Annotated in this window: 15 protein-coding genes; 8 read left to right on the top strand and 7 right to left on the bottom strand. The window is 68.0% G+C overall.

What is annotated here, in order from left to right:
- The first annotated feature begins 118 nt into the window (after positions 1-118).
- Both KF688_10040 and KF688_10035 read left to right on the top strand, forming a co-directional pair.
- Positions 119-1,900 (top strand): hypothetical protein, encoded by a 1,782-nt coding sequence (locus KF688_10040; protein MBX3426007.1) that lies wholly within the window; start codon positions 119-121, stop codon positions 1,898-1,900.
- Between the two features lie 205 nt (positions 1,901-2,105).
- The gene (locus KF688_10035; protein ID MBX3426006.1) at positions 2,106-2,828 is read left to right on the top strand and encodes a glycosyltransferase family 2 protein; all 723 of its coding nucleotides are present in this window, start codon (positions 2,106-2,108) and stop codon (positions 2,826-2,828) included.
- Positions 2,829-2,863: 35 nt separating this feature from the next.
- On the opposite strand, the gene KF688_10030 is transcribed toward KF688_10035, so the two are convergent.
- Complete coding sequence (locus KF688_10030) at positions 2,864-3,256, bottom strand: hypothetical protein (protein MBX3426005.1); 393 nt, start codon at positions 3,254-3,256, stop codon at positions 2,864-2,866.
- A gap of 38 nt (positions 3,257-3,294) precedes the next feature.
- Positions 3,295-4,290 (bottom strand): DUF1559 domain-containing protein, encoded by a 996-nt coding sequence (locus tag KF688_10025; protein ID MBX3426004.1) that lies wholly within the window; start codon positions 4,288-4,290, stop codon positions 3,295-3,297.
- Positions 4,291-4,529: 239 nt separating this feature from the next.
- On the opposite strand from KF688_10025, the gene KF688_10020 reads away from it, so the two are divergent.
- Positions 4,530-4,808 carry a hypothetical protein gene (locus tag KF688_10020; protein MBX3426003.1) on the top strand — a complete coding sequence of 93 codons (279 nt, stop codon included), beginning with the start codon at positions 4,530-4,532 and terminating at the stop codon, positions 4,806-4,808.
- Between the two features lie 33 nt (positions 4,809-4,841).
- Here the strand turns inward: KF688_10020 and KF688_10015 are convergent, their stop codons facing one another.
- The 3 genes from KF688_10015 to KF688_10005 all read right to left on the bottom strand — a co-directional run bounded on the left by KF688_10015 (position 4,842) and on the right by KF688_10005 (position 8,764).
- A complete protein-coding gene (locus tag KF688_10015) occupies positions 4,842-6,119 on the bottom strand; it encodes an MFS transporter (protein ID MBX3426002.1) in 1,278 nt (425 codons plus the stop codon).
- 158 nt (positions 6,120-6,277) lie between these two features.
- Entirely contained in the window at positions 6,278-7,594 is a 1,317-nt protein-coding gene (locus tag KF688_10010) for an ATP-dependent 6-phosphofructokinase (GenBank protein ID MBX3426001.1), read from the bottom strand.
- Between the two features lie 156 nt (positions 7,595-7,750).
- A complete protein-coding gene (locus KF688_10005; protein MBX3426000.1) occupies positions 7,751-8,764 on the bottom strand; it encodes an NAD-dependent epimerase/dehydratase family protein in 1,014 nt (337 codons plus the stop codon).
- A 491-nt stretch (positions 8,765-9,255) separates the two neighbouring features.
- On the opposite strand from KF688_10005, the gene KF688_10000 reads away from it, so the two are divergent.
- Positions 9,256-13,263 (top strand): hypothetical protein, encoded by a 4,008-nt coding sequence (locus KF688_10000; protein MBX3425999.1) that lies wholly within the window; start codon positions 9,256-9,258, stop codon positions 13,261-13,263.
- Between the two features lie 263 nt (positions 13,264-13,526).
- On the opposite strand, the gene KF688_09995 is transcribed toward KF688_10000, so the two are convergent.
- Positions 13,527-13,964 (bottom strand): DoxX family protein, encoded by a 438-nt coding sequence (locus KF688_09995; protein ID MBX3425998.1) that lies wholly within the window; start codon positions 13,962-13,964, stop codon positions 13,527-13,529.
- A gap of 306 nt (positions 13,965-14,270) precedes the next feature.
- On the opposite strand from KF688_09995, the gene KF688_09990 reads away from it, so the two are divergent.
- Both KF688_09990 and KF688_09985 read left to right on the top strand, forming a co-directional pair.
- Entirely contained in the window at positions 14,271-15,737 is a 1,467-nt protein-coding gene (locus KF688_09990; protein MBX3425997.1) for a phosphodiester glycosidase family protein, read from the top strand.
- Positions 15,738-15,867: 130 nt separating this feature from the next.
- Positions 15,868-17,511 (top strand): hypothetical protein, encoded by a 1,644-nt coding sequence (locus KF688_09985; GenBank protein MBX3425996.1) that lies wholly within the window; start codon positions 15,868-15,870, stop codon positions 17,509-17,511.
- A 102-nt stretch (positions 17,512-17,613) separates the two neighbouring features.
- On the opposite strand, the gene KF688_09980 is transcribed toward KF688_09985, so the two are convergent.
- Positions 17,614-18,423, bottom strand: coding sequence for an AAA family ATPase (locus KF688_09980; protein ID MBX3425995.1), 810 nt, complete (start codon positions 18,421-18,423; stop codon positions 17,614-17,616).
- 518 nt (positions 18,424-18,941) lie between these two features.
- Between KF688_09980 and KF688_09975 the strand changes: the two genes are divergently transcribed.
- Positions 18,942-19,967 carry a hypothetical protein gene (locus tag KF688_09975; GenBank protein ID MBX3425994.1) on the top strand — a complete coding sequence of 342 codons (1,026 nt, stop codon included), beginning with the start codon at positions 18,942-18,944 and terminating at the stop codon, positions 19,965-19,967.
- A 51-nt stretch (positions 19,968-20,018) separates the two neighbouring features.
- Entirely contained in the window at positions 20,019-20,969 is a 951-nt protein-coding gene (locus KF688_09970) for a hypothetical protein (protein MBX3425993.1), read from the top strand.
- Positions 20,970-21,007: the final 38 nt, after the last annotated feature.

Below are 21,007 nucleotides of genomic sequence, written 5' to 3'. Positions count from 1 at the left end.
CTGCGGCGCGCGTAGAGTTGTAGGACTGCGCCCAAAGCACGCAATTTGCCTGACTCCCCGTCCCGCCCCCCTCTGACGATCGCCCCGCCCTCGCGGCGCTTCGGCGGTCGCCCCCGCCATGCCCTCGACCGATTCGCTCGCGCCTGGGAGCGCCGCCGGCGCTCGGCTGCTCAAGATCGGCGTTCTGGCCGTGCTCGTGCTCGGCTGCGCGATCCCGTTGGCGATCAACATCGTCGACCCCGACCTGTGGGGCCATGTCCGCTACGGCCAGGAGTGGATCGCCGAGGGCAAGCTGCCGCGAACGACGACTCACTCGTTCACGGCCGAAGGCTACCCGTGGATCAACCACGAGAATCTCGCCGAACTGGCGTTCGCCTGGGGCTTCGACCGCTTGGGGGTCTATCCCATGCTGGTCGTGAAGTGCCTGTGGGGTCTGGCGATCCTGGCCTCGATGGCCTGGGTCGCGACCAAGCGCGGCGTCCACCCGGTCGTCGCTTGGTTGCTGCTGTTGCTCGTGGCCCAGGCGCTGCAAGCCTTCTTCCCCATGCGGCCGCAACTCCTCAGTTTCGCCTGGTTCGCGGCGGTCATGGTGTGTTGCGACCGGGCGTTCTGCCGGATGCACGACCAGCGCGACGGCGCCCCGTCGGGGGAGGTGCGGCTCGGCTGGCTCGTGCCGCTGCCGGCGCTGGTGATCGGCTGGGTCAACTCTCACGGCGGGTTCGCCCTGGGGGTCGGAGTCGCCGGCGTGCTGCTGATCGGCCGGATGATCGAGCTTTTGACGATCCGCGGTCGGGCGAGTTGGCCGACGCAGGCGGGAATCGCCCTGACAGGACTGAGCTGTTTGGCGGCGCTGCTGGTGAACCCCTACGGAGCGGGGCTCTTGACCTGGCTGTACTACGACATGTCGCTCCCCAGGCCGGAAATCTCCGAGTGGGCCGCGCCCGTGCCGGGCAACCCGGTCTTCACGCCGTTCGTTACGCTGCAGTTGGTCGCGCTGGTCAGCCTCGTCGGCACGCGGCGGCGGCGCGACTGGACGCATGTCGTGATCCTGGCGCTCACCTGTTGGCAGTCGTGGCTCCACCTGCGACACGTCGCATTCTTTGCGCTGATGTGCGGGTTCTGGCTTCCTGAGCACGTCCAGTCGACGCTGGCCCGCCTGCGGGGCGAACCGAAGCCGGACGGCCGCCCCGAGCGCGCCAAGGCTGCGCCGGTCTGGTTGCGCGGCGCGCTTGGCGCCGCGGTGCTGGTCGCGATCACGGCCGAGAGCTGGGCCCTGGCCAATCGGCTGAGCGACTTCCCCGTCTATCGCAGCCGGTACCCAGTCGACGTGATGCAGTTCATGGTCGACCGCCGGATGAAAGGAAACCTGGTCGTGAACTTCAACTGGGCCCAGTACGCGCTCGCCGCGCTCGCCCCCGACGTCAAAGTGAGCTTCGACGGCCGCTGTCGCACCTGTTACCCGCAGGAACTGCACGACATGACGTTCGACTTTCTGGTCGGCGACCAGATGGGACACCGCTACCGCGATCCGAGTTCCGGACCGATCGACGTGCGCCGAGCGCTCGACCACATGAACCCCGACATGGTGCTGGTCGATCGGACCTATCGGCCCTGCACGCCGCTGATGGAGGAGCTCTCCTCCGGCGACGACCCGCCGTGGACGCTTCTGTACAGCAACCAACGTGCAGCGCTGTACGGCCGGACCTCGAAGTACGGCGACCCGGCGAGCCCCGACTACATGCCCCCCGAATTGCGTCGGCCCGACGAGCGACTGCTGCAAGCCCGCTTCCAGTGGCCCGCACTTCCCGATCGCAGCTTGGCCGAGGAACTCGACGCGGCCGAGGAGGCCGTCGTCCGTCAGCCTGCGTCGTTCTCGCCGCCGCTGGGCGCGACGAACTGAGCCGACTCGCGCGCCCTTGCTTTCGCCGTGTCCGATCCGCGTCTCTGGAGCGACTGTGATGACGTCCCAACCTGCTGTTCGAAGCGACGAAACGCCGACGATCGCCGGCGCGCCGACCCCCGCTGCGGCCGCGGACCGACTCGCGGAGCGCCGGATCGAAGCCCGGCTCGCCCTGGCGGAGCAAACGGCCCGCGTCGCCGTCGAAATGGAGACGGCGCCCCCCGTCGAAGTCCGCCCGCGGACGAAGCTGGCCGTGTCGGTCGTCATCCCCTGCTACAACGAACGGGACACGATCGTCGAAATCGTCCGCCGCGTGCAAGCCGTCGGCGTGCATCACGAGATTGTGATCGTCGACGACTTCAGCACCGACGGCACCCGCGACCTGTTGTTGCTCTTGGACGAAGAGCCCGACGTGCGGGTGCTGATGCACGGCTATAACCGCGGCAAAGGGGCGGCCCTGCGGACCGGGTTCTCCGCGGCGATCGGCGACGTGGTCATGATCCAGGACGCCGACCTCGAATACGATCCCAACGACTTGGCGCGCCTCCTGGAGCCGATCGAACGGGGCGACGCCGACGTCGTTTACGGTTCGCGATTCTTGGGCAATCCCGAACAAGACCCGTCGCGGATGCACCGCTTCGGCAACTGGTTGCTGACGGCCGCCTCGAACCTGGCGACCGGACAGCAACTGACCGATATGGAGACCTGCTACAAGGTCTTCCGGCGCGAGGTGCTCGACCAAATCCACGTCGAACAGCAACGGTTCGGCTTCGAGCCGGAGATCACCGCCAAGGTGTCGCGACTCGGTTACCGGATCCTCGAACTGCCGATCGGCTACAACAGCCGCGGCTACGACGAAGGAAAGAAGATCGGCTGGCGCGACGCCGTGAACGCGTTCTACTGCATCGCCAAGTACCGCGGGCGGTGAGTCGCTCGCCTCCCGGTTGAAGCGCGAGACGCGGTCTATTCTCGCTTGCCGGCGTAGTGGCCGACTGCCCCCAGTGCGCACAGGGCGAAGCCGCACCAGCGGAGGATCGTCGGCAAGCGATCGTGGAGGCTCTGGGCTGACTCGAGCTTGGCCAGCGCGGTCCGATAACGCTCGCCGGCGGCGGACGCCTCGTCATGGTCGTGATGCTCGTGGCCGTGCCCCAAGTGCTGAGTGAGCTCGCTGTGGCGATGCGAAGGCCCGGCGCCTTCGAGATGGTCGTGGAACTCCTCCGAAGCCGCAACGAACTCCGCGGCGTTCGCTTCATTCCACAACGCTCCTTTCGGCGCCACGCGGGGGGCGAGCCAGCTCGCCCCGATCAGCAGCACCCCCAGCGCCAGCGCGAGCGCCGACCAAGCGTTTCGATTCATGCCGATCTCCTTCCTTCGTGCGGGCCGCGCCGAGGGCGCTATTCGGCGATGACTTGACCGTCGTCGACGGCAATCCGAAGCGCCAAGGCCTCGGGCGAAATGTCGTCGCTGATGAATTCGACGCGCCCGTCGAGATAGGCCCCGTTGACCCCGCCGGGATGAACGCTGCGCGGGGCGTCGGCAATATACTGCTGCCACTGGTCGTGGCACGGCATCCGCGTCAGTTGCGCCTCGGCCGGGTCGGGACAGTGAAACAACACGTCGGGCGTAGCCGCATTGGGCGTCCGCGCGAAATCAATATGCTGCGCCTCGTCGGCGCTGAGGTGGTGAAAGTCGATTGCCACCAGGCTCGACCCCGGCCACGGCACGACCCACGCCCCGCGCGGATCCCCGTCGTGAGCACGAGCTCGCAACTCGCCGACGAACAGCGAGTGCGACAGGCCGTCGGTCACCTCGGCCACGCGGCGCCCCTCGTGACTGACGGCGCCTTGCCAGTTCGAGTCGAGATGGAACGCCGTGGCGAACGCAGCGTAGTTTCCTTTGCCGAACTTCTTGCTGACAGACGTCCTCACGGCCCCCAACTCCATGCTGTCCATCAGGAGGCCCGTCGGGTTGTCGCTCGGGCACAACAACGCCGCCGGTTGGGCGGACAGGGCCGCGGCGGGTTGCTCGAACAAGGCGCCCCGGACGTCGAACTGATCGTACAACGCCTGTTGTTCGATCATCGGCAACATCCGCACCAGCCAACTCGACCCCACGCCGACATCCAATTTGGCTAGCTCGGCGTACGACATGTTCCGCATGCCCGAGGGAGGCAGCCGCTTGTGCTGCGCTTCGTAGTTTTGACTCGCCAACCCGAGCTGCTTGAGATTGTTCTGACAGGCGGAACGACGAGACGCCTCGCGCGCCGCTTGTACGGCCGGCAACAGCAACGACATCAACACCGAGACGATCGCGATTACGACCAACAACTCGATGAGCGTGAAAGCGCGGCCGCGGCCGGCAGAAGGAGCGGTTGTCGCAACAGGGGGCATGGGACTTCCCGGGAAGACGGGCGGCGCGAGGGAGACGATCGCGAGACTGGTTCGATTGTACCGATTGGACCTGCGCGGGCCCAGGCGGACGGGGGCGCCCCGGCGAATCGCGAGCTGCCTTGCGCAGCCCGGCAACTCGTCGTCGGCTGCCGCGTCGGCGGCGTCAAGCTAGACTTAACTCGTGAACAGTGCAAAGGATGCGGTGATTCACGTTCGCCCCCTGCTCCAGCGAGTGCCCCATGCCTGCGACAAACTCCCCCTGGCGCGACTTCTTCATGACGTGGCCCGCCAACGTGCCGCGCGCGGGGATCGTCGTCTCGACGCTCAACGAACAGACGCCGTTTAAGAACTTCTGGATCCGCGGCGAGACCCTGCTGTTGGAGCGCAACGTCCCCGATGCGCTCGGCGGGCGGTTCATCGTGATCGGGTTCGACGTGATCAACACCTTCAAGTTCACCAGCCCGCTCAACGCCGCGACGATCGCCGACGCGGGGTTCGAGGAGCGGCCGAAGGGGTGAGCAGGCCGGCAAGACCGCTGAGCCGGCGCCGCATCACACCGCCTCTTCGAGTTCCAGCGCCGCCGGGTAGGCGACGTCGGGACCGAGCGGGGCTTCCCGGACCAGCAGCGGCGGTTCGTCGGCGGCGCGTTCGACCCGTCGCGACAGCACGAGAAACCCCGCCAACGCGGCAATCCCCACGACCGTGCCGAGATGCCAAATGAGATCGGGACTGCGCTGGTACAGCGCGCCGCCGATCGTGGGGCCGATCATCCACGCCAGCGACAACACCAGCGTGTAGGCGCCCAGGTACCGCGCCTCGCTTCCCCGGGGCGCCCGGTTGCTCGCGTAAGCGGCCGACAGCGACGCCGACAGCATCTCGCCGATCGTCATCACGACCATCGCCAGCACGGCGAAGCCGGCGGACGATCCCCACGGCAACATCCCGAAGCCCAGGCACGACAAAAAGGTCCCCCACCCCACGGTGCGGATCAGGGGGAGCCCTTTCACGGCGTCGACCAACAGCATCTCGAACGCGACGACCATCATCGTGTTCACGCCGAACATCAGTCCGACCTGAAACTCCTGCATCCCGTAGCGATCGCGCAGATAGAGCGGGTACGTCGAGCCGAACTGGAAGAAGACGCACGACCCGGCGAGCACCAACAGCATAAACAGCACGTACTGCCGATCGCCCAGCGGGGACCGCGGCTCGGGAACCGAGCCGTCGTCCTCCGGGTCAGCGAGCCGTTGGAAACGAAAGCAGTAGGCCAGTGCCGCAAACGCGGCGAGCGAAGTCGCTCCGTCGACGACGAACAGCGCGCCGTATTTCCAGGTCGCGAGCAACCCTCCGAAGGTCGGCCCGAACGAGAAGCCGAAGTTCGCCGCCAGCCGTTGCAGGGCGAAGGCCCGCATCCGGTTCTCGGGAGTCGTCAGCTTGGCGATCGTCGCGGCGTTCGCCGGACGCACCGCCGAGGAGAACAGGCTCCAGGTGAACAGGCTCAACGCGATCGGCGGCCAGGTCGACCCCAGCGGGATCAACAAACACGCCGGCCCCGACAGCAACAAGCAGACCGTCTGCACCCGCACGGCGCCATAGCGGTGAGCCCAGCGGCCCCCCAGATACGACCCCGCGACGGCGCCCAGGCCGTAGACGCTGACCATCCGCGCGGCGAGCGCCTCGGTCAGTTGAATCTTGCTGGTCAGGTACAGCGTCAGAAACGGCAGCACCATCGTGCCGGCGCGATTGACGAACAGCACGATCGCCATGACCCACACGTCTCGCGGCAAGCCGGAGTAAGCAGCGCGATAGCGGGCGAAGAAGGCTTGCATGGACAGGCGGGGGCGGATGGCCGGCGGCGACGCGCGAGCATTGTACTGCGAGGCACGTGCGCAGGACACGCGAGAAGCAGCCAGGTTCGCAGCGGCGTTCGGACCAGGGGGCCGCCTGTCGGCGACCTGTCGAGCGATCCTCGCCCGGCCGGCGGTCGTCACTCCCCAGATCGGTTCCAGAAACCTTGCCCTGTGACGGCCCGGACGCTGGCCCACAGTTCCCCCTCCAGGTCGAGCTGCTTCTTCTGCCCCGTCGCCACCTCCAGCGGCACGTGGATCAGTTGGTTGTGCCACAAGCCGATCAGCACGTCGGTCTTGCCGGCCATCGCGGCATGGACCGCCGCGCGGGCGAATCGTTCGCACAACAGCGAGTCGACCGCCGCGGCCGGGACGCTGCGAATCTGATAGCTGGGGTCGAAGTACTTGACGCTCACCGGAATGTTCTGATCGCGGCAGAAGTTCTCGATCTGCATTTTGAGAAAGTAGCCGACGTCCCCCAATCGCGCGTTGCCCGAGGCGTCGACGCCGCCCGGGAGATCAGCCAGCAAGTGCTGCCCCGCCCCCTCGGCGACGACGAGGACGGCATGCTCGCGAGCCGTCAGCCGGCGCCGCAAGCGCTCCAACAGCCCGTTGGGCCCGTCGAGCGCAAACGGCTCTTCGGGGATCAGGCAGAAGTTGACCTCGCCGCTGGCGATCGTCGCCGCCGCGGCGATGAACCCCGCCTCGCGCCCCATGAGCTTCACCAACCCGACGCCGTTCAGCACGCTCTTGGCCTCGACGTGGGCGCGGTCGATCGCCAGCTCCGCCTCGGCCACCGCGGTGAAGTAGCCGAACGTGCTGAAGCAAAACTTGACGTCGTTGTCGATCGTCTTGGGGATGCCGACCACGGCGATCGCCAGCCCGCGGCGCGCGACCTCCTCCGCAATGGCGTGAGCGCCGCGCTGCGTGCCGTCGCCGCCGATGCAAAACAGCAGGTTGATCCCCTCGCTCTGGAGATAGTCGACCGTGACGCGCGGCTCCTGGGGCCCGCGCGACGTGCCGAGGATCGTTCCCCCTTGGTGATGAATCGACGAGACCGCCTCGGCGTCGAGCGCCAACGGCGGCCGGGCGACGGCCGGGTTGAGCCCCGCGTAACCGTAGCGGATTCCCAGAATCTGCTTCACGCCGTAGTGAAACTGCAACTCCTGGACGAGCGCCCGAATCACGTTGTTGATCCCAGGGCACAATCCGCCGCAGGTGACGATCGCCGCCTTGGACTCCTCGGGGCGAAAGTAGATCGCTTCCCGCGGACCGGCGAGTTCGATCGACAACGGGTCGACTTCGTCCCCCTGACAGAATCGCGGCTCGTACAGAAGCCGCATTTCGTTCCGCATGTAGTCGCTGCAGCCGTCCCCTGGGGCGGTCGACAGCCCCAACGGCGAAGGAATCGTGCAAGGGCCAAGGTTGGAGATCGCAAGTTGTTCTTGGGCGAGCATGGGAAGCAGACGGAGTTGGGGGTGGTCGGCGGGGAGAGGGGGTCGGCGACGGGCGGCTGGAGTCGTGCCCAGCGCGCCCCCAGTCGCTCCCCGCGCATTGACCGCTATCTTACCGCTTCCCTCCCCGCGCCGCCCACTGCCACGGGCCCTCTGTCCCTACAACCACCCCCGCTCGCGATACCAAGCGACCGTCGTCGCGAGCTGCTCTTCGAGCGAACCCGTGGGACGATAGTCGAGTTGGTTGCGGAGTTTGGCGTCGTCGCACACCCATCCCCGGGCGGACGTTTCGCGGGCCTTGTCGAGATTGATCAGGCAGGGTCGACTTCGCAGGCGGCCGATCGCTTCGCCCATGGCGCCGACTCCCCAGAAGGCGGCGACAAACAGCGGCACGGGAACGACCAGCCACCCTGCTGCGGCGCCGGCCAGTCGCCCGAACTCGCCGTAGGTGACGTTCCGCTCGGCGGCGATGTAGTACACTCCCTCCCCCGACGCTGCGCCCGCGTCGCTCTTCGGCGCCCGCTCGCCGCGCAGCGCGATCTCGATCAGCCCCCGGCACAGGTCGTCGACGTAGACCACCGACACGGGCCACCGGCGAAACCCCGGCGTCGGGTGGAGCGGCAGGAACTTCATCCCCCGGAACATCTGCAGCGACGCGCGATCGCCCGGGCCGAATACGATCGGAGGGCGAACGACCGACGCGGGGACGCGATCGGCGACAGCGGCCAGTTCGCGCTCGGCCTCGAGCTTGCTCCGCCCGTAGTGCGACACGGGCTCGGCAGCGTCCGTCTCGCGCCGCGGCTGGGCGAACGTCCCCGGCCCCCCCGCGGCGAGCGAGCTGGTCATCACCAGCACCGGCGGCGGCGACTGGGCGGCGCACGCCTGGGCGACGCGGCGGGTCCCCTCGACATTGTCGCGCGCGAACTCCTCGCGCCGCAGCGCCTTGGTCCGCCCCGCGATGTGGAACACGACGTCGACCCCGTGCACCGCCGCCGCCAGACTGGCCTCGTCGTCGAGACTGCCGAAGACGAGTTCGACGTGCAATCGCTCAAGCTCGTCGGCGTTCGAGGCGGAACGAATCAGCCCGCGGACCCGCCAGCCCGCGTCGCGTGCAATTCGCGCAAGATTGCTCCCCACGAAACCGCTGGCGCCGGTGATCAGGCAAGATGGCATCGGGCAATCGTCAGGGCGAACGGAGCAGACACGGCCCTCAATAGTGCAAACCACTCGCCCGTTTGTGAAGACCAGAACAGACCGCCGGTCAGGTTTCTCCGGCCCGCACGCCTCCAGAACCGACGTAGGGATCGCCTTACGCCGCGACGCGGAGCTCGCGGACAAATGCGTCGCATCAAGTCGTCCGACAGACCGTCCCAGCCCAACGGCGCTCAAGGCCGATTCCCAGCAGCCCGAGTCGGCGCCAACCGCCGGATGCTTCGAGCAAGCCCTTGCGGGGACGTTCCGACGTCGCCCTGCGAACGCTGCGCCTCTGCCTGAGAAAAACCTCGGACGACGCCATCGGCTTGCCAGTGGCGCTCCCGGCTCGGCCCCGGGGCGCCTAGACCAGCCGCGGGGGCGTCCCGTACCATGAAACCCCTTCTGCTTTCTCCCGATTCGCCCGCTGCGCCTCCTGGGCCCTGTTGCGAAGTCGCCCGCGTGTTGCCCCTGTGAACGATTCCTGCCGACAGCCCGATCCGCGCGAAGCCAAGCTGCTGGACGAGGCGGTCGGGTATCTCAACTTCTCGGCCGGGGCAAGCGATCCGCGGTTTCTCGTCCGGTTGAGCGACCTGTGGCGCCCCCTCGAGGACGAGGCGGCCCCCGAGGACCCGGCCGGGGGGATCGTCGCTTGGCTCACGGCCGCGGCCGAGCGACTGCAGGCGTCGGGAGGGGCGTTCGCCGACGTCAGCCAAGCCCGCGCGGTCGTCGGCCTGCTTCCCGAACTGTTGTCGGACTATCGCGAGTTCCATCGCGACCTGCTCCACCACCAGCCGACCGGCGACCTATGGCGACCGTTCTTTATCGGTCGCTGCTTCGAGGCGATCCTGCAGGAAGGCCCCCCGTGGGACCAATCGCAGCGAATTGTCGAAGGGGCGCTCCACCGGCTGAACGACTATGTCGGCTACCGCCCGACGCCGCAGTTGAGCGGGTCCCATCGCGCCGAGCCCTATCCGCACGAGTACGTGCGACCGATCCCGCTGTTCGTCGCCGGCGCCGGGGTGGCCACGGGGCGGTACGAGGCGCTCCTTTCGCGCGCCCTGGAGATCCTCCGTGAGGCCGACCCCGAGATCCTCGCCCGGGCGTGGTTCGACCTCGATCGGCTGGAAGAGATCGCCCTCGACCCCCGGGCGTACGACTTCGATCACCCGGCCAATCGCCGCCCCAATCATCACTTCGGGATGTGGGATCCGTTCCAAATCTCCGAAAGCGGCTACTACTCGCGGTTCGTCATTCAGCAACTCACCCTGGACGCCCTGCTGTCGCGCAGCGAGTCGGACGGGAGCAAGCATCTCGAGGAAGCGGCCGCCGTGCTTGCGGGGACCATGCTCATGGCCTCGGGAACCAGCGGCGACGGCCCCGGACGGCACGACTCGACGACGACCCTCTCGACGCTGCTGCCCCACATCGCCGCGTATCGCGACGACTTCTACGCCCAGCAACTCGCCAAGACCCCCGGCGAGTTGGGCAAGCGACTCCAAGCCGAGGCGCTCAAACTGCGGCAGCCGTTCGGCGGCGCTCGGCAGCACCTCAATCACGAGCTCGCGCGGCGACGGGCTCTGCAATTGCAGCGGGTCCATCTGGCCCTGTTATTTGCCCGGATGGGCCGCACCGAGAGCGCCTTGCGCCAAGCCGCCGCGGTCCGCGTCGCCTCGGCCCGGATGCTGACGGCCATCTACTGCCGGCTGACCGCCGGCCACGACGCGCTCGACCGCAACGACCTAGCCGCCGCGGCCGAAGCGCTTGCCGCCGTCGAGGAGTTGCTCCGCCGAGGGATCGAGTGCGGCGCCATGGTCGACCCCTGGAACGTCGTCGGCTTCGCCGCGAACTTCAGCCTCTTTCCCGCGCTGGAAAACACGGTCCACGATTGGCGCGTCGACGAGCTGATCGAGCTGGTCGAGCAGGTGCTCGACCTGGGCGCCCGCTCCTGGAGCGAGGCCGCCGCGGTCGACGACGCCGAACACGAACGCCATTTCGAGACGCTGCTGAAGCGGCTCGCCGAGTGGTGGGACCAGTACGCCACCGCCACCGTCGAAGGCGTCAAACGACTGGTCGGCAAAGAGATCGAGATCTCCGCGAACCTGGTGGCCGGGGCGCTCAACGCCTGGCACAAATCGGGCGCCGCGGCCGGGGACGTCGGCTTCTGGGCCTTGTTCGTCGAGCAGTTCGACTCCTCGAAGGCCTTCCAACTGGTCGTCGAGGCGCTGCTCGACCACGGCGACGTCGTCGCCTCGCGGGCTCTGATGATGCAGTGGGTCAATCAGCGGATGCGCACCCCGCTCGACGAAGGAGAAATCTCCTGGCACCCCCTCGCCCTCCGTTGGCTGGCGGTGCTCGAACAACAACAGCGCTCGCGCGGCGACGACCAGTGGGACGAAGTGGCCAAGTTCTTCGCCTTCCTGGAAGCGAACGCCGAGGAGTTCTGGCGGGCGCCGACGGAACTGTTCGCCGACGACTCGCCCCCGTACGACGACGACGACATCCCCTTCGGCGACGCCGACGACGAAGACGAGTACGACCCCGACGAGGAGCAGTACGGCGACTACGAGTACGAAGACTACGACGGCGAGTCGGAGGAACTCGAATTCGAAGGCGAGGACGAAGCCGACGAAGACGAGGGGCCGGACGAGCTGTTCGGCGCCGCATACGAGGAGATGGTCTACCGCGACACGACCGACGACGGCGTCGAGGGGGACCTCGCCGACGACGGCGAAGACCCGCTGTTCAGCGAGTGGGAATACGAATCGGAGCGTCTCGAACAACGACTCGGGTTTCTGAATACGGTCGCCCGATTATGGAAACACACGGCGATCACCTGGGGCGGAGAGGCCGAGAGCCCCGAGCGGCGCGAACTGCTCGACCAGTGGCTCCGTCAAGCCGCCGCGAATCACCGCGGACTGATCGAGCTGCTCGAAGATGTGCGGCGGCACAAATTCGCTCCGCCCTCGGGATCGCACGAATCCCTCGTCGAATTCGATCGGCTGCGGACGCTCAAGGAAGCGATCGTCCAGCGGATCATCGCCACCTGCGTCGAGACGGCCGCCGCCGCGCGGCTGCTGATGACGACTCGCCCTGACCCCGCCGAAGCGGCCAAAGAGTTCGGCGAACCGATCGACGCGGTCAGCGTGCAACTCATGCGGGCCCTACTGGCCGGCGATGCGGACGGAGTTCGCGAGGTGTGGCCGCAATTCCTCGACTCGCTCAAACCCCGGCAGCTGCTCTACATCCCCTACGCCCGCGGCGGCGAACCGCGCAAAATCGTCATCGCCCGCGGGTTTCAGCGGCTGCTGCACGACTTGCTCGCCTGGCTCCCCAAATTGGGCCTGCTCCGTGAAACGTGCGAACTGCTCGACCTGGCCCAAGACTTGGAAACCGAGAACCCCGTCGGCCAGGGAGCCGTCACCGAGTTCGACCGGCTGTTCGAAACCGGCTACCAAGCGGTCGTCGGAGCCCTGGTCGCCTCGGCCGAGGCCTGGGACGCAAGCGGACCCGCCGGGCAGTCCGATCACATGCTCGTCGATTCGCTGCAACTGCTCACCGAACGGCAGCTCGAACGCTGGCTCGGCCACAGCCGCACCCTGCGGCTAAGCATCGTCGAAAAGCTGGCCGAAGAGGTCGAGTGGCGGCGGTTCTCGCAGTTCATCGCCGACTACGGCGCCGATCTGTTCACGCAAAAATTCCTCAGTCTCGGCAACCTGCGCGGCATTTTGCACCAGGGTGTCGAGGCCTGGATCGATCGCCTGCTGCACGACGACGAAGCGGTCGACGCTCACAAGTTCCTCGCCGCCATCGGCCGCGGGCTCGACAAGAAGACGGCCGTCGACCTGCTGTCGATCGCCATCGAGACGGTCGTCGAAAACTACCGAGCCTACCGCGACTACAACACGACGACCACCCAAAGCGATCACGGCGAGATGCTGCACGCCCTGGTCGACTTCCTGCGGCTGCGGGCCGAGTACGATCGGGTCGCCTGGAATCTTAAACCGGTCGTCTGGGCCCATGAAATCCTCGTCCGTCAGCATCGCGATCTGGCCGCCGAGATGTGGCGCCGCGCGTTCGCCGAGCGAACCGCGGAGGTCGCTGACGAACACCTCAACCGACTCGCCGAACTCTGTGCCGAGCACGGCATGCAACTGGCCACGGTGGCCGACCGCCTGAGCGAGCGATTCATCCGCCCGGCGATCATCGACCGGGTGCGAGCGATGGTCGGCCCCGCCATGGACCGCGGCGTCCCGGGCAGCAATGAAGCGTTCCTGGAGCTCGAACAAGAGATCACCGAACTGGCCAGCGAACCCCACGGCGCCGGTCTCGACGTCCCCGACTGGCTCTCGGCGCTTGAGGACGAAGTGACCGAAGCCCGCTCGCGGCTGAGCCACGTCAGCAGCGCCGACCGCCTGGCCCGCCGCATCGGCCAGGTGAAACTCGCCTGGGACGACATTGTGCGGCAATTGGGGGAGTAGCTGAAAATGTCCTGCCTCAGTCAAACGCTCGCTGAATTCTCTATTCTCTCGCCGGATTGCGCTTGCTCAACGGCAAGCAAGGACTGCTCGCCATGCCGCGGGACGTGGTCTTGCGGTCGATTCTCCTGAATCATTGGCGTCCTCATTGAGGCGAATTGGGAGTCTCCTTGCGACTGCTCGGCGCCAAGGTTCCCGTCAGCTACGGCCCAGCGGCGACAAGGCGCCTGATTTTCCTCTAGAGAACCTCAGGACGCTGCAACGCGTCACTCGTCGGCGATCGATCTGACGCTGCGCCGCTCGTCGACCGACCGCGTGCCTCCGCCGACCAACAGCAGGAAGATCGAGCCGAGCAGCATCGACCAGTCGGTACGGGATTCGTGGGCCGCTTTCCAGAACCCCTGCTCCTGCAGTATCGGCAACTTGGTCGTCGCCAGCGCGGTCAGCATGATCACGATCAGCGGGATCGCGGCCAGCCGGGTCCAGGCGCCGAGCAGCACGAGCAGACCGCAGCCAATTTCAACGCCGCCCACGAGCGGCGCGACGATCTCGGGAAACGGGATCCCGATCTTCGCGAATCGCCCGGAGCCGACCTCCGCGGGGAAGAGAAACTTCTGAGTCCCCTCCGAGACGAACACGGCTCCGACCATCAGCCGAATGAGCACGACGGCCGTCGCCGGATTGATCGTTCCTCGTCGAGTCATGTTCGCCCCGCTGCCGGTTGACGGTTTGTCGATCTCGCGTCTGGGGACACATTCTCGCATGTCGCCCCAAGATCGTCCAAACAGATTCCGCTGCTCCACGGCGCGAAACTCGCCCTGATCGCGGTGGCGTCCGCCGTCGCGGCAACGTACTTTGAAGCGTGTCGTCGTTTTGCGTCGTCGCTCCCAGGGCGTGCACTCATGGTTTGCCGTGTCCACGATGGCTCTGCGCAACGGCGCGGCGGCCGACGGTTTCGCCTTCAAACCGCTCTCAGCTTGTTATCTTGTTGGACTGCGTCGATCCCGGCGATGGCCGAGGTCCCCGCCCGGCTGGCGCCGATCACCCGCACCGCCGAGCCGTTCGTCGGGGTGACGTACTACCAGATCGTCCAAGGGCCCGATCCTCCGCAGCGGGCGATTCTGCCGCGGCCGCTGGCGATTCACCTCGTCGAGATCGATCCCGCGGCGCCGGGGGTGACGCTGTTCGCCGCGCCCGGCAACGGCGACGAGCCGCACGAGTACGCCCGCCGCACGACGAGCGACTTCGTGGCCGCCCACAAGCTGGCCGTTGCGATCAACGGCGACTTCTACTCGACCGATACGGGACTCGTCGCCGACGTGCTGGGGCTGGGGATGAGCGCGGGGCGAATCGATTCGCCCCTGGCCGACAACCCGGCGTTCCGCCACGCGCTAATCGCTACGAAGGACGACCGGGCATTGGTGGTCTCGGGATCCGACGTCCCGGCGGACGCTTGGCACGCGGTCAGCGGCAACATCCGCCTGCTGCGCGACGGGCAGGTCCTCCGCTCCGACGATCCCTATTCGCGCACGCTCAACCCGCATACGGCGGTCGGCGTCGACGCGGACGCCGGGCGGCTGTACTTCCTGGTCGTCGACGGTCGCCAAGCGGGGTACAGCGAGGGGATGCTCACCGGCGAAATGGCCGAGTTGCTCCTCGAGTTTGGCGTCGAGGATGCGATCAACCTCGATGGCGGCGGCTCGAGCACGCTGGTCTTCGCCGACGGCCCCGCGGGCGCCCCGCGCACCGTCAACAGCCCCAGCGACGGTTCGTCGAGCTACGCCCCGGGGCATGAACGGCTGGTTGCCAATCACTTCGGTGCGTTCGCCAAGCCGAACCCCGCCTACAAGCCGCTGTCGGCGCCGCTGCGCCCCGCCGCGGCGCCCCCCGAGCCGACGCTCGCTGCGCGAACCGTGCTGGAGAGCTTTGCCGCAGGCCCCGGGCGGTTCGACGGCACGCCGACGTCGAGCGGCTCGACCCGCGGGATCGCCCCTTCGAGCACGCTCGTGCACGATCCCGCCGACGGCCGCCCGGCACCGGGGTGCCTGCAACTGACGCTCGTCCGCACCGCGACGCCCGCGGCCTTGGTGCGGCTCGTCTCCGCTGGGGGCGAACCGTCGCGCAATCGGGTCGAGATCGAGCACATCCCCCACGCCTTGCCGCCCCGCGGCCGGATCGCCTGCCGGATCAAGACGAGCGACCCCGGGCTGTCCGTCGCGATCGCCCTCGACGACGGCGCCCCCGGCGCGACAGGGCTGGAACGCAGCGCCCCGCGGCCAATCGTCGCCGACGGCCGGTGGCGTCGTTACGAGTGGGACCTCGCCGACCCCGACCAGTGGTCGAACTTCAGCGGCGGCAACGGCCGCCTCGACGGCCCGAACGTGTACGTCGACTCGCTTCTCCTCGAGTCGGACCGCCAAACGTCCGGCCGCACGTTGCGACTGTCGCTCGACACGATCGAGTTCGTGCCGGAGTGAACCACTCAACGAGGCGAATGTTCGAGCCGCCGGTGCGGCCATTGCCTCGGGCGGCGCAACGCGGCATACTGATATACGGCTGTTCATGGGGCCCTGCGGCCTCGTTCGTGCGTGCGGAGGAGGATGACCGATGTCGCGACTGCTCAAGGGACTCGACCTGGACGCGCAGAGTTCGCCCGACGACGGGACGGACGACACGCAGCTGGAAGGCTTCGAATCGGTCGGCGCCCAGCGGGCGATTGAACTGTCGCTCCGGGTCGTCGATCGCGACGTCGTCGCGGAGCTTGTCAAACACGCCCCGGGGCCCGCGCGGCAGGAATTCGCCCTCGAAGCCCTCAAGATCGGCGTGCTGGCCCTCCGCCGGGCGAGCACGCAGCTCGACGCCGACCTGCTGCAACGCGAGATGAAAGGGATGCTGGAGGCGATGACCCGGCAGCTTGGCGAGCACTCCGCCAAGGCCCACGACCGGCTGGCCGGATCGCTCAAGGAGTACTTCGACCCCAAGGAAGGACGCTTCACCGAGCGCGTCCAGCGACTCACGGCCGACGACGGCGAGTTGGCCCGGCTGCTGCGCGGGCTGCTCGACGGCGACGACTCGAAGCTTGCCCGCACGTTGCTCGCCCACATCGGCGAGACAAGCCCCCTGATGAAGGTGCTCAGCCCCGACCAGTCGCAAGGTCTGCTGGCTATGCTGCGGTCGAACGTCGAGGCGCAGTTGCAGCAGCAGCGCGAGCGGCTGCTCAAGGAATTCTCGCTCGACAACTCCGAGGGGGCCCTGGCCCGCTTGGTGCGCGAACTGACCGCCAAACACGGCGATCTGTCGAAAAACTTGCAAGACAAGATTGACGAGGTCGTCAAGGAATTCTCGCTCGACGAGGAGAACTCGGCCCTCAGTCGGCTGGTGCAGAACGTCGACCGGGCCCAGCGCATCATCACGAGCGAGTTCTCGCTCGACAATGAGCAGTCGGCCCTGCGGCGGCTCAAGACCGAGCTGACCACGATCCTCGAGGCTCACGTCAAGACGAACGCCGACTTCCAGCGCGACGTCCGCGAGTCGCTCGCTCGGATGGACGCCCGGCGCGAGGCCGAGGCCCGCGGCACGCAGCACGGGGCGACGTTCGAGGCGGCGGTCGTCGAGTTCGTCGCTCAGGATGCCTACCGCCGCGGCGACATTTGCGAGGCGACCGGCGCTACGACGGGGCTCATCAAGAACCGCAAGGTGGGCGACGCGGTCGTCGAGCTTGGCCCCGACTGCGCCGCCGCGGGAGCGCGGATCGTCGTCGAGGCGAAAGAGGAAACGAGCAAGACGCTCGCCGGGGCCCGCGAGGAAATTGAACTGGCCCGCAAGAACCGCGGCGCCGCCCACGGCGTGTTCGTCTTCAGCCGCGCCACGGCTCCGGCGGGGCTCGCCCCGCTGGCCCGCTACGGCACGGACGTGGTCGTGGTTTGGGACGCCGAGGACCCGTCGACCGACGCCTACTTGCAAGCGGCGCTCGAAATCGCCCGCGCCCTGTGCGTCCGCCAAGGGCAGAACGCCCAGCGCGAGCAGATCGACTTTGAGCCCATCGACCGGGCCGTGCTCGACATCGAGAAGCGAGTTCAGAACCTCGATCAGGTCCGCAAGAGCGCCGAGACGATCAAGTCGTCCAGCGAGACCATCCTCGAGCGCGTGCGGAAAGACCAAACTGCGCTCGAGAAGCAAGTGGCCGTCTTGCGCGACGCCATGGCGACGGTCCGCCGCGTCTTGGGCGAAGCTCCCGAGCCTTCCGAGTGAACTTTTCCGCCTCTGGTTTGTCTTGAGCCGTAGCCGTCACCGCTCCAGCCGCGAGGCCCCGCCTCGCCGGCGATTCTGTCGCAGAAATTCGGGCTGCGCCGACTACGCCGCGGTCGACCAGCCGAGCGCGTCGTGAGCGGCCTCGACGGTCCCCGCGTCGACTTGGTCGAGCCCCGTCGCCGCGGCGCCCAAGAGGGCGTAATCGGCCAACCGGTTAAGCCGGCGCGGATTGCCGCCGCTGAGGGCATGGAGCACCGACAACGCTTCGTCGTCGAACAGGGGCCGCTCGCATCCCGCTTCCAGCAGGGCGAACTGCACGTAACCCGCCGCGTCGTCGTCGTCCCATGGCTCGAGGTCGATTCGCAGATCGATCGCTTCCAAGAGCGCCTCGCCCAGCCGGCCCGCACGCGCCCGCGCCGCGGCGAACACGACGGCCAACCACGGCCTCCCGGCTCGCGGAGCCAATCGCCCCAGCCGCACGAGTTGTGCCAGCGCATCGGGCCCCGCTTGGTCGGCGTCGTCGGCTAACAGTACGATCGGCGGTTCGTCGACCGGGCGCGCGGCGACCCAGTCGGCGATGCGACGATACAGCCGCGGCGCGTCTTCGCCGGCCCGCGGCCCGATCGCCAACTGACTGGCCAACTGCCACAAGAGTTCGCCGGTCGAGAGTCCGGCGAGATTCAACTCGATGGGCGTCTGGCCCGCGGCGCGTCGTTCGCGGGCGAACATCGCCAACAGCAGCGACTTGCCCGCCCCGCGATCTCCCAGCAGGATCCCCGCATGGCGCCGCTCGTGGACGAAGAATCGCAGCCGGGCCAACGCCTCGGCTTGCGGCGCACCCTCGTAGTACGCCGTCGGGTCGATCCCCGCGGCGAACGGCGTGCGCTCGAGTCCCCAATGGGCGTGATACATGGTCAGTCGTCGCAAGGCGTGTTGAACAAGAGGACTGGCACGCTCACGAACTGCTGCTTCCAGAGGATGGGCGATGGTCCGCGAACCAGTCCCCTTTTTCAACAGACATGCTAGCGGGGATGCGGCACTAGCGCACGATCGCCCGATCGTTGAATCGGTCGGAAGAGCGGGCAAACTTGTACGATCATGGCGATCAAGCTGGAATGTCGGCCAATCAGCTCGCGGCGGAATCCGCCGGCGACAGACGCCGAGCAATCTGCTAGCAACTGACGACGGAAACCGGCCGTGTCGCGAGCTCAGTGTCCGCTCGCTGTCCGGCAAGTCTCCGCTAGCACCCGCCGCGACGGCACGCGCAATCGGAACAATCCTCAAGACCCGCCGAGTCGCAGCCGATAGCGACTTCTGGGGTCGTCCCTGCGCGCTGCATGGAGGCAGCGCGCCGACAATCGCGGCCGTCGGCGGATCGCATGATTCGCCTTGGCGTCCGGCGATTGAAATGCTCAGCAGGATGCTACGCCGTGGCCGCTTCGCACCGCCCCGACTTGTCGGCTTCGCCCGCGGCGCTTGGCGCCTCGGCTTGGCCGGTGCTGGCGCGGCTGCCGCGCTTGGCCGAGGGGGACGGCGCGCGGCTGCCGACGTTCGATTCCCCCGCAGCCGACGACCTGCCGCTGACTGTCGACGAACCGCATCATGTCAGCTTCGGCGACGAAAGGCGAACAACGCTCGACGAACCGTCGCTTGCGGCGCGGCAGTACCTCGACGGGCGACACGACGATCTGCGACAAAGGGAGTTCGCTCCCGTCGCGCCGTCAGCGCCCCCCTTGGAAACCTATCGCCAGCCGGAGCGGCGAGGCGCGCCCGCACCGATCGCTCCGCCGGCCCCGTTGCGACGCCGGATCGACCGGGGCGAAGCGACCTCCGCCGGCAGTCGTCTCGCCCGCGCCCTGTCGAGCCAAGCGTTCGACGCCCACTCGACCGTGGCGCAGTACGCCAGCCTCATCGTGACCGCGGCGCTCGTGGCGGCGGCCGGACTGTTGTATTGGCTGATGCTCGGACCGACGACCGCGCCGGGTATCAGCGGCGTCGAACCGCTCCGCCGCGAGTGGTCGCGCGTCAACGCCGATCAAACGGCCCGCCTGCCCGAAGCCGTCAACGTCACGGGCCAGACCGACGCGCCGCTCCCCGCGCATCATCTGACCTGCGTTAGTCTGGACGAGGCAGCCGATCAGATCGCCGCACGGTCCGCGGCGTCTGCGACCGCGCTCGCCGAACCGTCGGTCGTCGCGCGACAGGCCGGCCCGGCGAAACCTGTAACCTCGTTCGCCGCGCCCGCCGCAGAGAGTCCGGCCTTGGCCGTCGCTCCGCTTCCGCCGCCGAGCGAGACGGAGTCCCCAAGTCAGTCCGCCGTCGCGACCGCGCCGGCGCCAGCGGCCTATCCGACGACCGGGCGGGCGCCGTTCGACGCCGCGCGCCTGCCGTCGCGTACCGACCAGGTCGACGTCGCCCGACGTCCGGTCGAGTCCGGGGCCGCAGCGTTGCGGTAACCTCGCGGCTTCGCCCGCCTCCTGCATCTGAATCCAACCGTCGAGCCACGCATGAGCGCGATCGATCAAGCTTTTCTCCGCGCTTACCAAGCGACCTCCGACCCGCCGGACGGGACCTCGTTTGTCGGTCCTTCGCCGGCTGCAATCGCCCGCGGCATGGCGCCGATCGAGCCGCGCATCGATCCCGGGGCCGTGATCGGGCCGCCGAGTCCGCACTTCCCGCGCGTCGCCCCAGCGACCGAGCGGGCGCCTTCGTACGCCTCGCCGGCGCCGGCCGTCGCTCCCCAAGCCGAACCGGCCGCTCGCGGACGACGACCGCTGTCGGAACTCAAACAATCGGCGCCGCTGGTCGACGCCGCGTTTCGACCCGCGCTCGAAGTGGACGCGTTTCGCGTTTCGCCGACCGTCGAGATGCTCGCCGATCGTTGCGTCGCCGACTGGCAGGGGGCGATCGCCGCGGTGCTGGCCGCGGGCGAGGAGGGCCGCACGGTCGTCGGCGTCGCAGGCCTGGGCGCCGGCGCGGGATGCACGACCACGGTCGTCTGTCTGGCACGGCTCGCCGCCCGCCAGGGGAAGCGAGTCGCGCTGGTCGACGGCGACTTCGTCACCGCGGGGCTGGCCCGCGAACTGGGACTCGAAGTCGATCTCGGCTGGGAGGACGTGTTGGCCGGGCGCGTGCCGCTCGCCGAGAGCTCGGTCCTGTCGCTGGCCGACAACGCTACGCTGTTGCCGCTTGTGCAGGGGGGCGTCCCCGCGGCGGAGAAGCTCGACGCAATCCACGCCTCGGTGGCCGCCGGGGTACTGCGCTACCATCACGATCTGGTGCTCGTCGACTTGGGTTCCGTCGCCGATCCCGTCCAGGCGCCGATCGCCCGGAGAATCGCCCGCCAATGCCGACTCGACGCCGTGGTCCTCGCCGCTCGCGGCCCGGCGCCGCGGACGGCCCTTGATCTCTGCCCCGAGTTGGCCGCCGCCATGCTGGGCGTCGTGGAGCACCGCTGACGGCAATTGGTGAATGGCGAACTCAAGAACATCACCAG

It is taken from the genome of Pirellulales bacterium (assembly GCA_019636345.1).
Classification (GTDB): domain Bacteria; phylum Planctomycetota; class Planctomycetia; order Pirellulales; family Lacipirellulaceae.
This window is presented reverse-complemented; position numbering and strand designations above follow the sequence as displayed.

Excerpts from the sequence above, each read along its gene's own strand:
- KF688_10010 (MBX3426001.1), bottom strand. The coding sequence starts at position 7,594 with ATGCTCGCCCAAGAACAACTTGCGATCTCCAACCTTGGCCCTTGCACG.
- KF688_10040 (MBX3426007.1), top strand. The coding sequence starts at position 119 with ATGCCCTCGACCGATTCGCTCGCGCCTGGGAGCGCCGCCGGCGCTCGG.
- KF688_09995 (MBX3425998.1), bottom strand. The coding sequence starts at position 13,964 with ATGACTCGACGAGGAACGATCAATCCGGCGACGGCCGTCGTGCTCATT.
- KF688_10015 (MBX3426002.1), bottom strand. The coding sequence starts at position 6,119 with ATGCAAGCCTTCTTCGCCCGCTATCGCGCTGCTTACTCCGGCTTGCCG.
- KF688_09980 (MBX3425995.1), bottom strand. The coding sequence starts at position 18,423 with ATGTATCACGCCCATTGGGGACTCGAGCGCACGCCGTTCGCCGCGGGG.
- KF688_10025 (MBX3426004.1), bottom strand. The coding sequence starts at position 4,290 with ATGCCCCCTGTTGCGACAACCGCTCCTTCTGCCGGCCGCGGCCGCGCT.
- KF688_09985 (MBX3425996.1), top strand. The coding sequence starts at position 15,868 with ATGTCGCGACTGCTCAAGGGACTCGACCTGGACGCGCAGAGTTCGCCC.
- KF688_10020 (MBX3426003.1), top strand. The coding sequence starts at position 4,530 with ATGCCTGCGACAAACTCCCCCTGGCGCGACTTCTTCATGACGTGGCCC.
- KF688_10035 (MBX3426006.1), top strand. The coding sequence starts at position 2,106 with ATGGAGACGGCGCCCCCCGTCGAAGTCCGCCCGCGGACGAAGCTGGCC.
- KF688_10005 (MBX3426000.1), bottom strand. The coding sequence starts at position 8,764 with ATGCCATCTTGCCTGATCACCGGCGCCAGCGGTTTCGTGGGGAGCAAT.
- KF688_09970 (MBX3425993.1), top strand. The coding sequence starts at position 20,019 with ATGAGCGCGATCGATCAAGCTTTTCTCCGCGCTTACCAAGCGACCTCC.
- KF688_09990 (MBX3425997.1), top strand. The coding sequence starts at position 14,271 with ATGGCCGAGGTCCCCGCCCGGCTGGCGCCGATCACCCGCACCGCCGAG.
- KF688_10030 (MBX3426005.1), bottom strand. The coding sequence starts at position 3,256 with ATGAATCGAAACGCTTGGTCGGCGCTCGCGCTGGCGCTGGGGGTGCTG.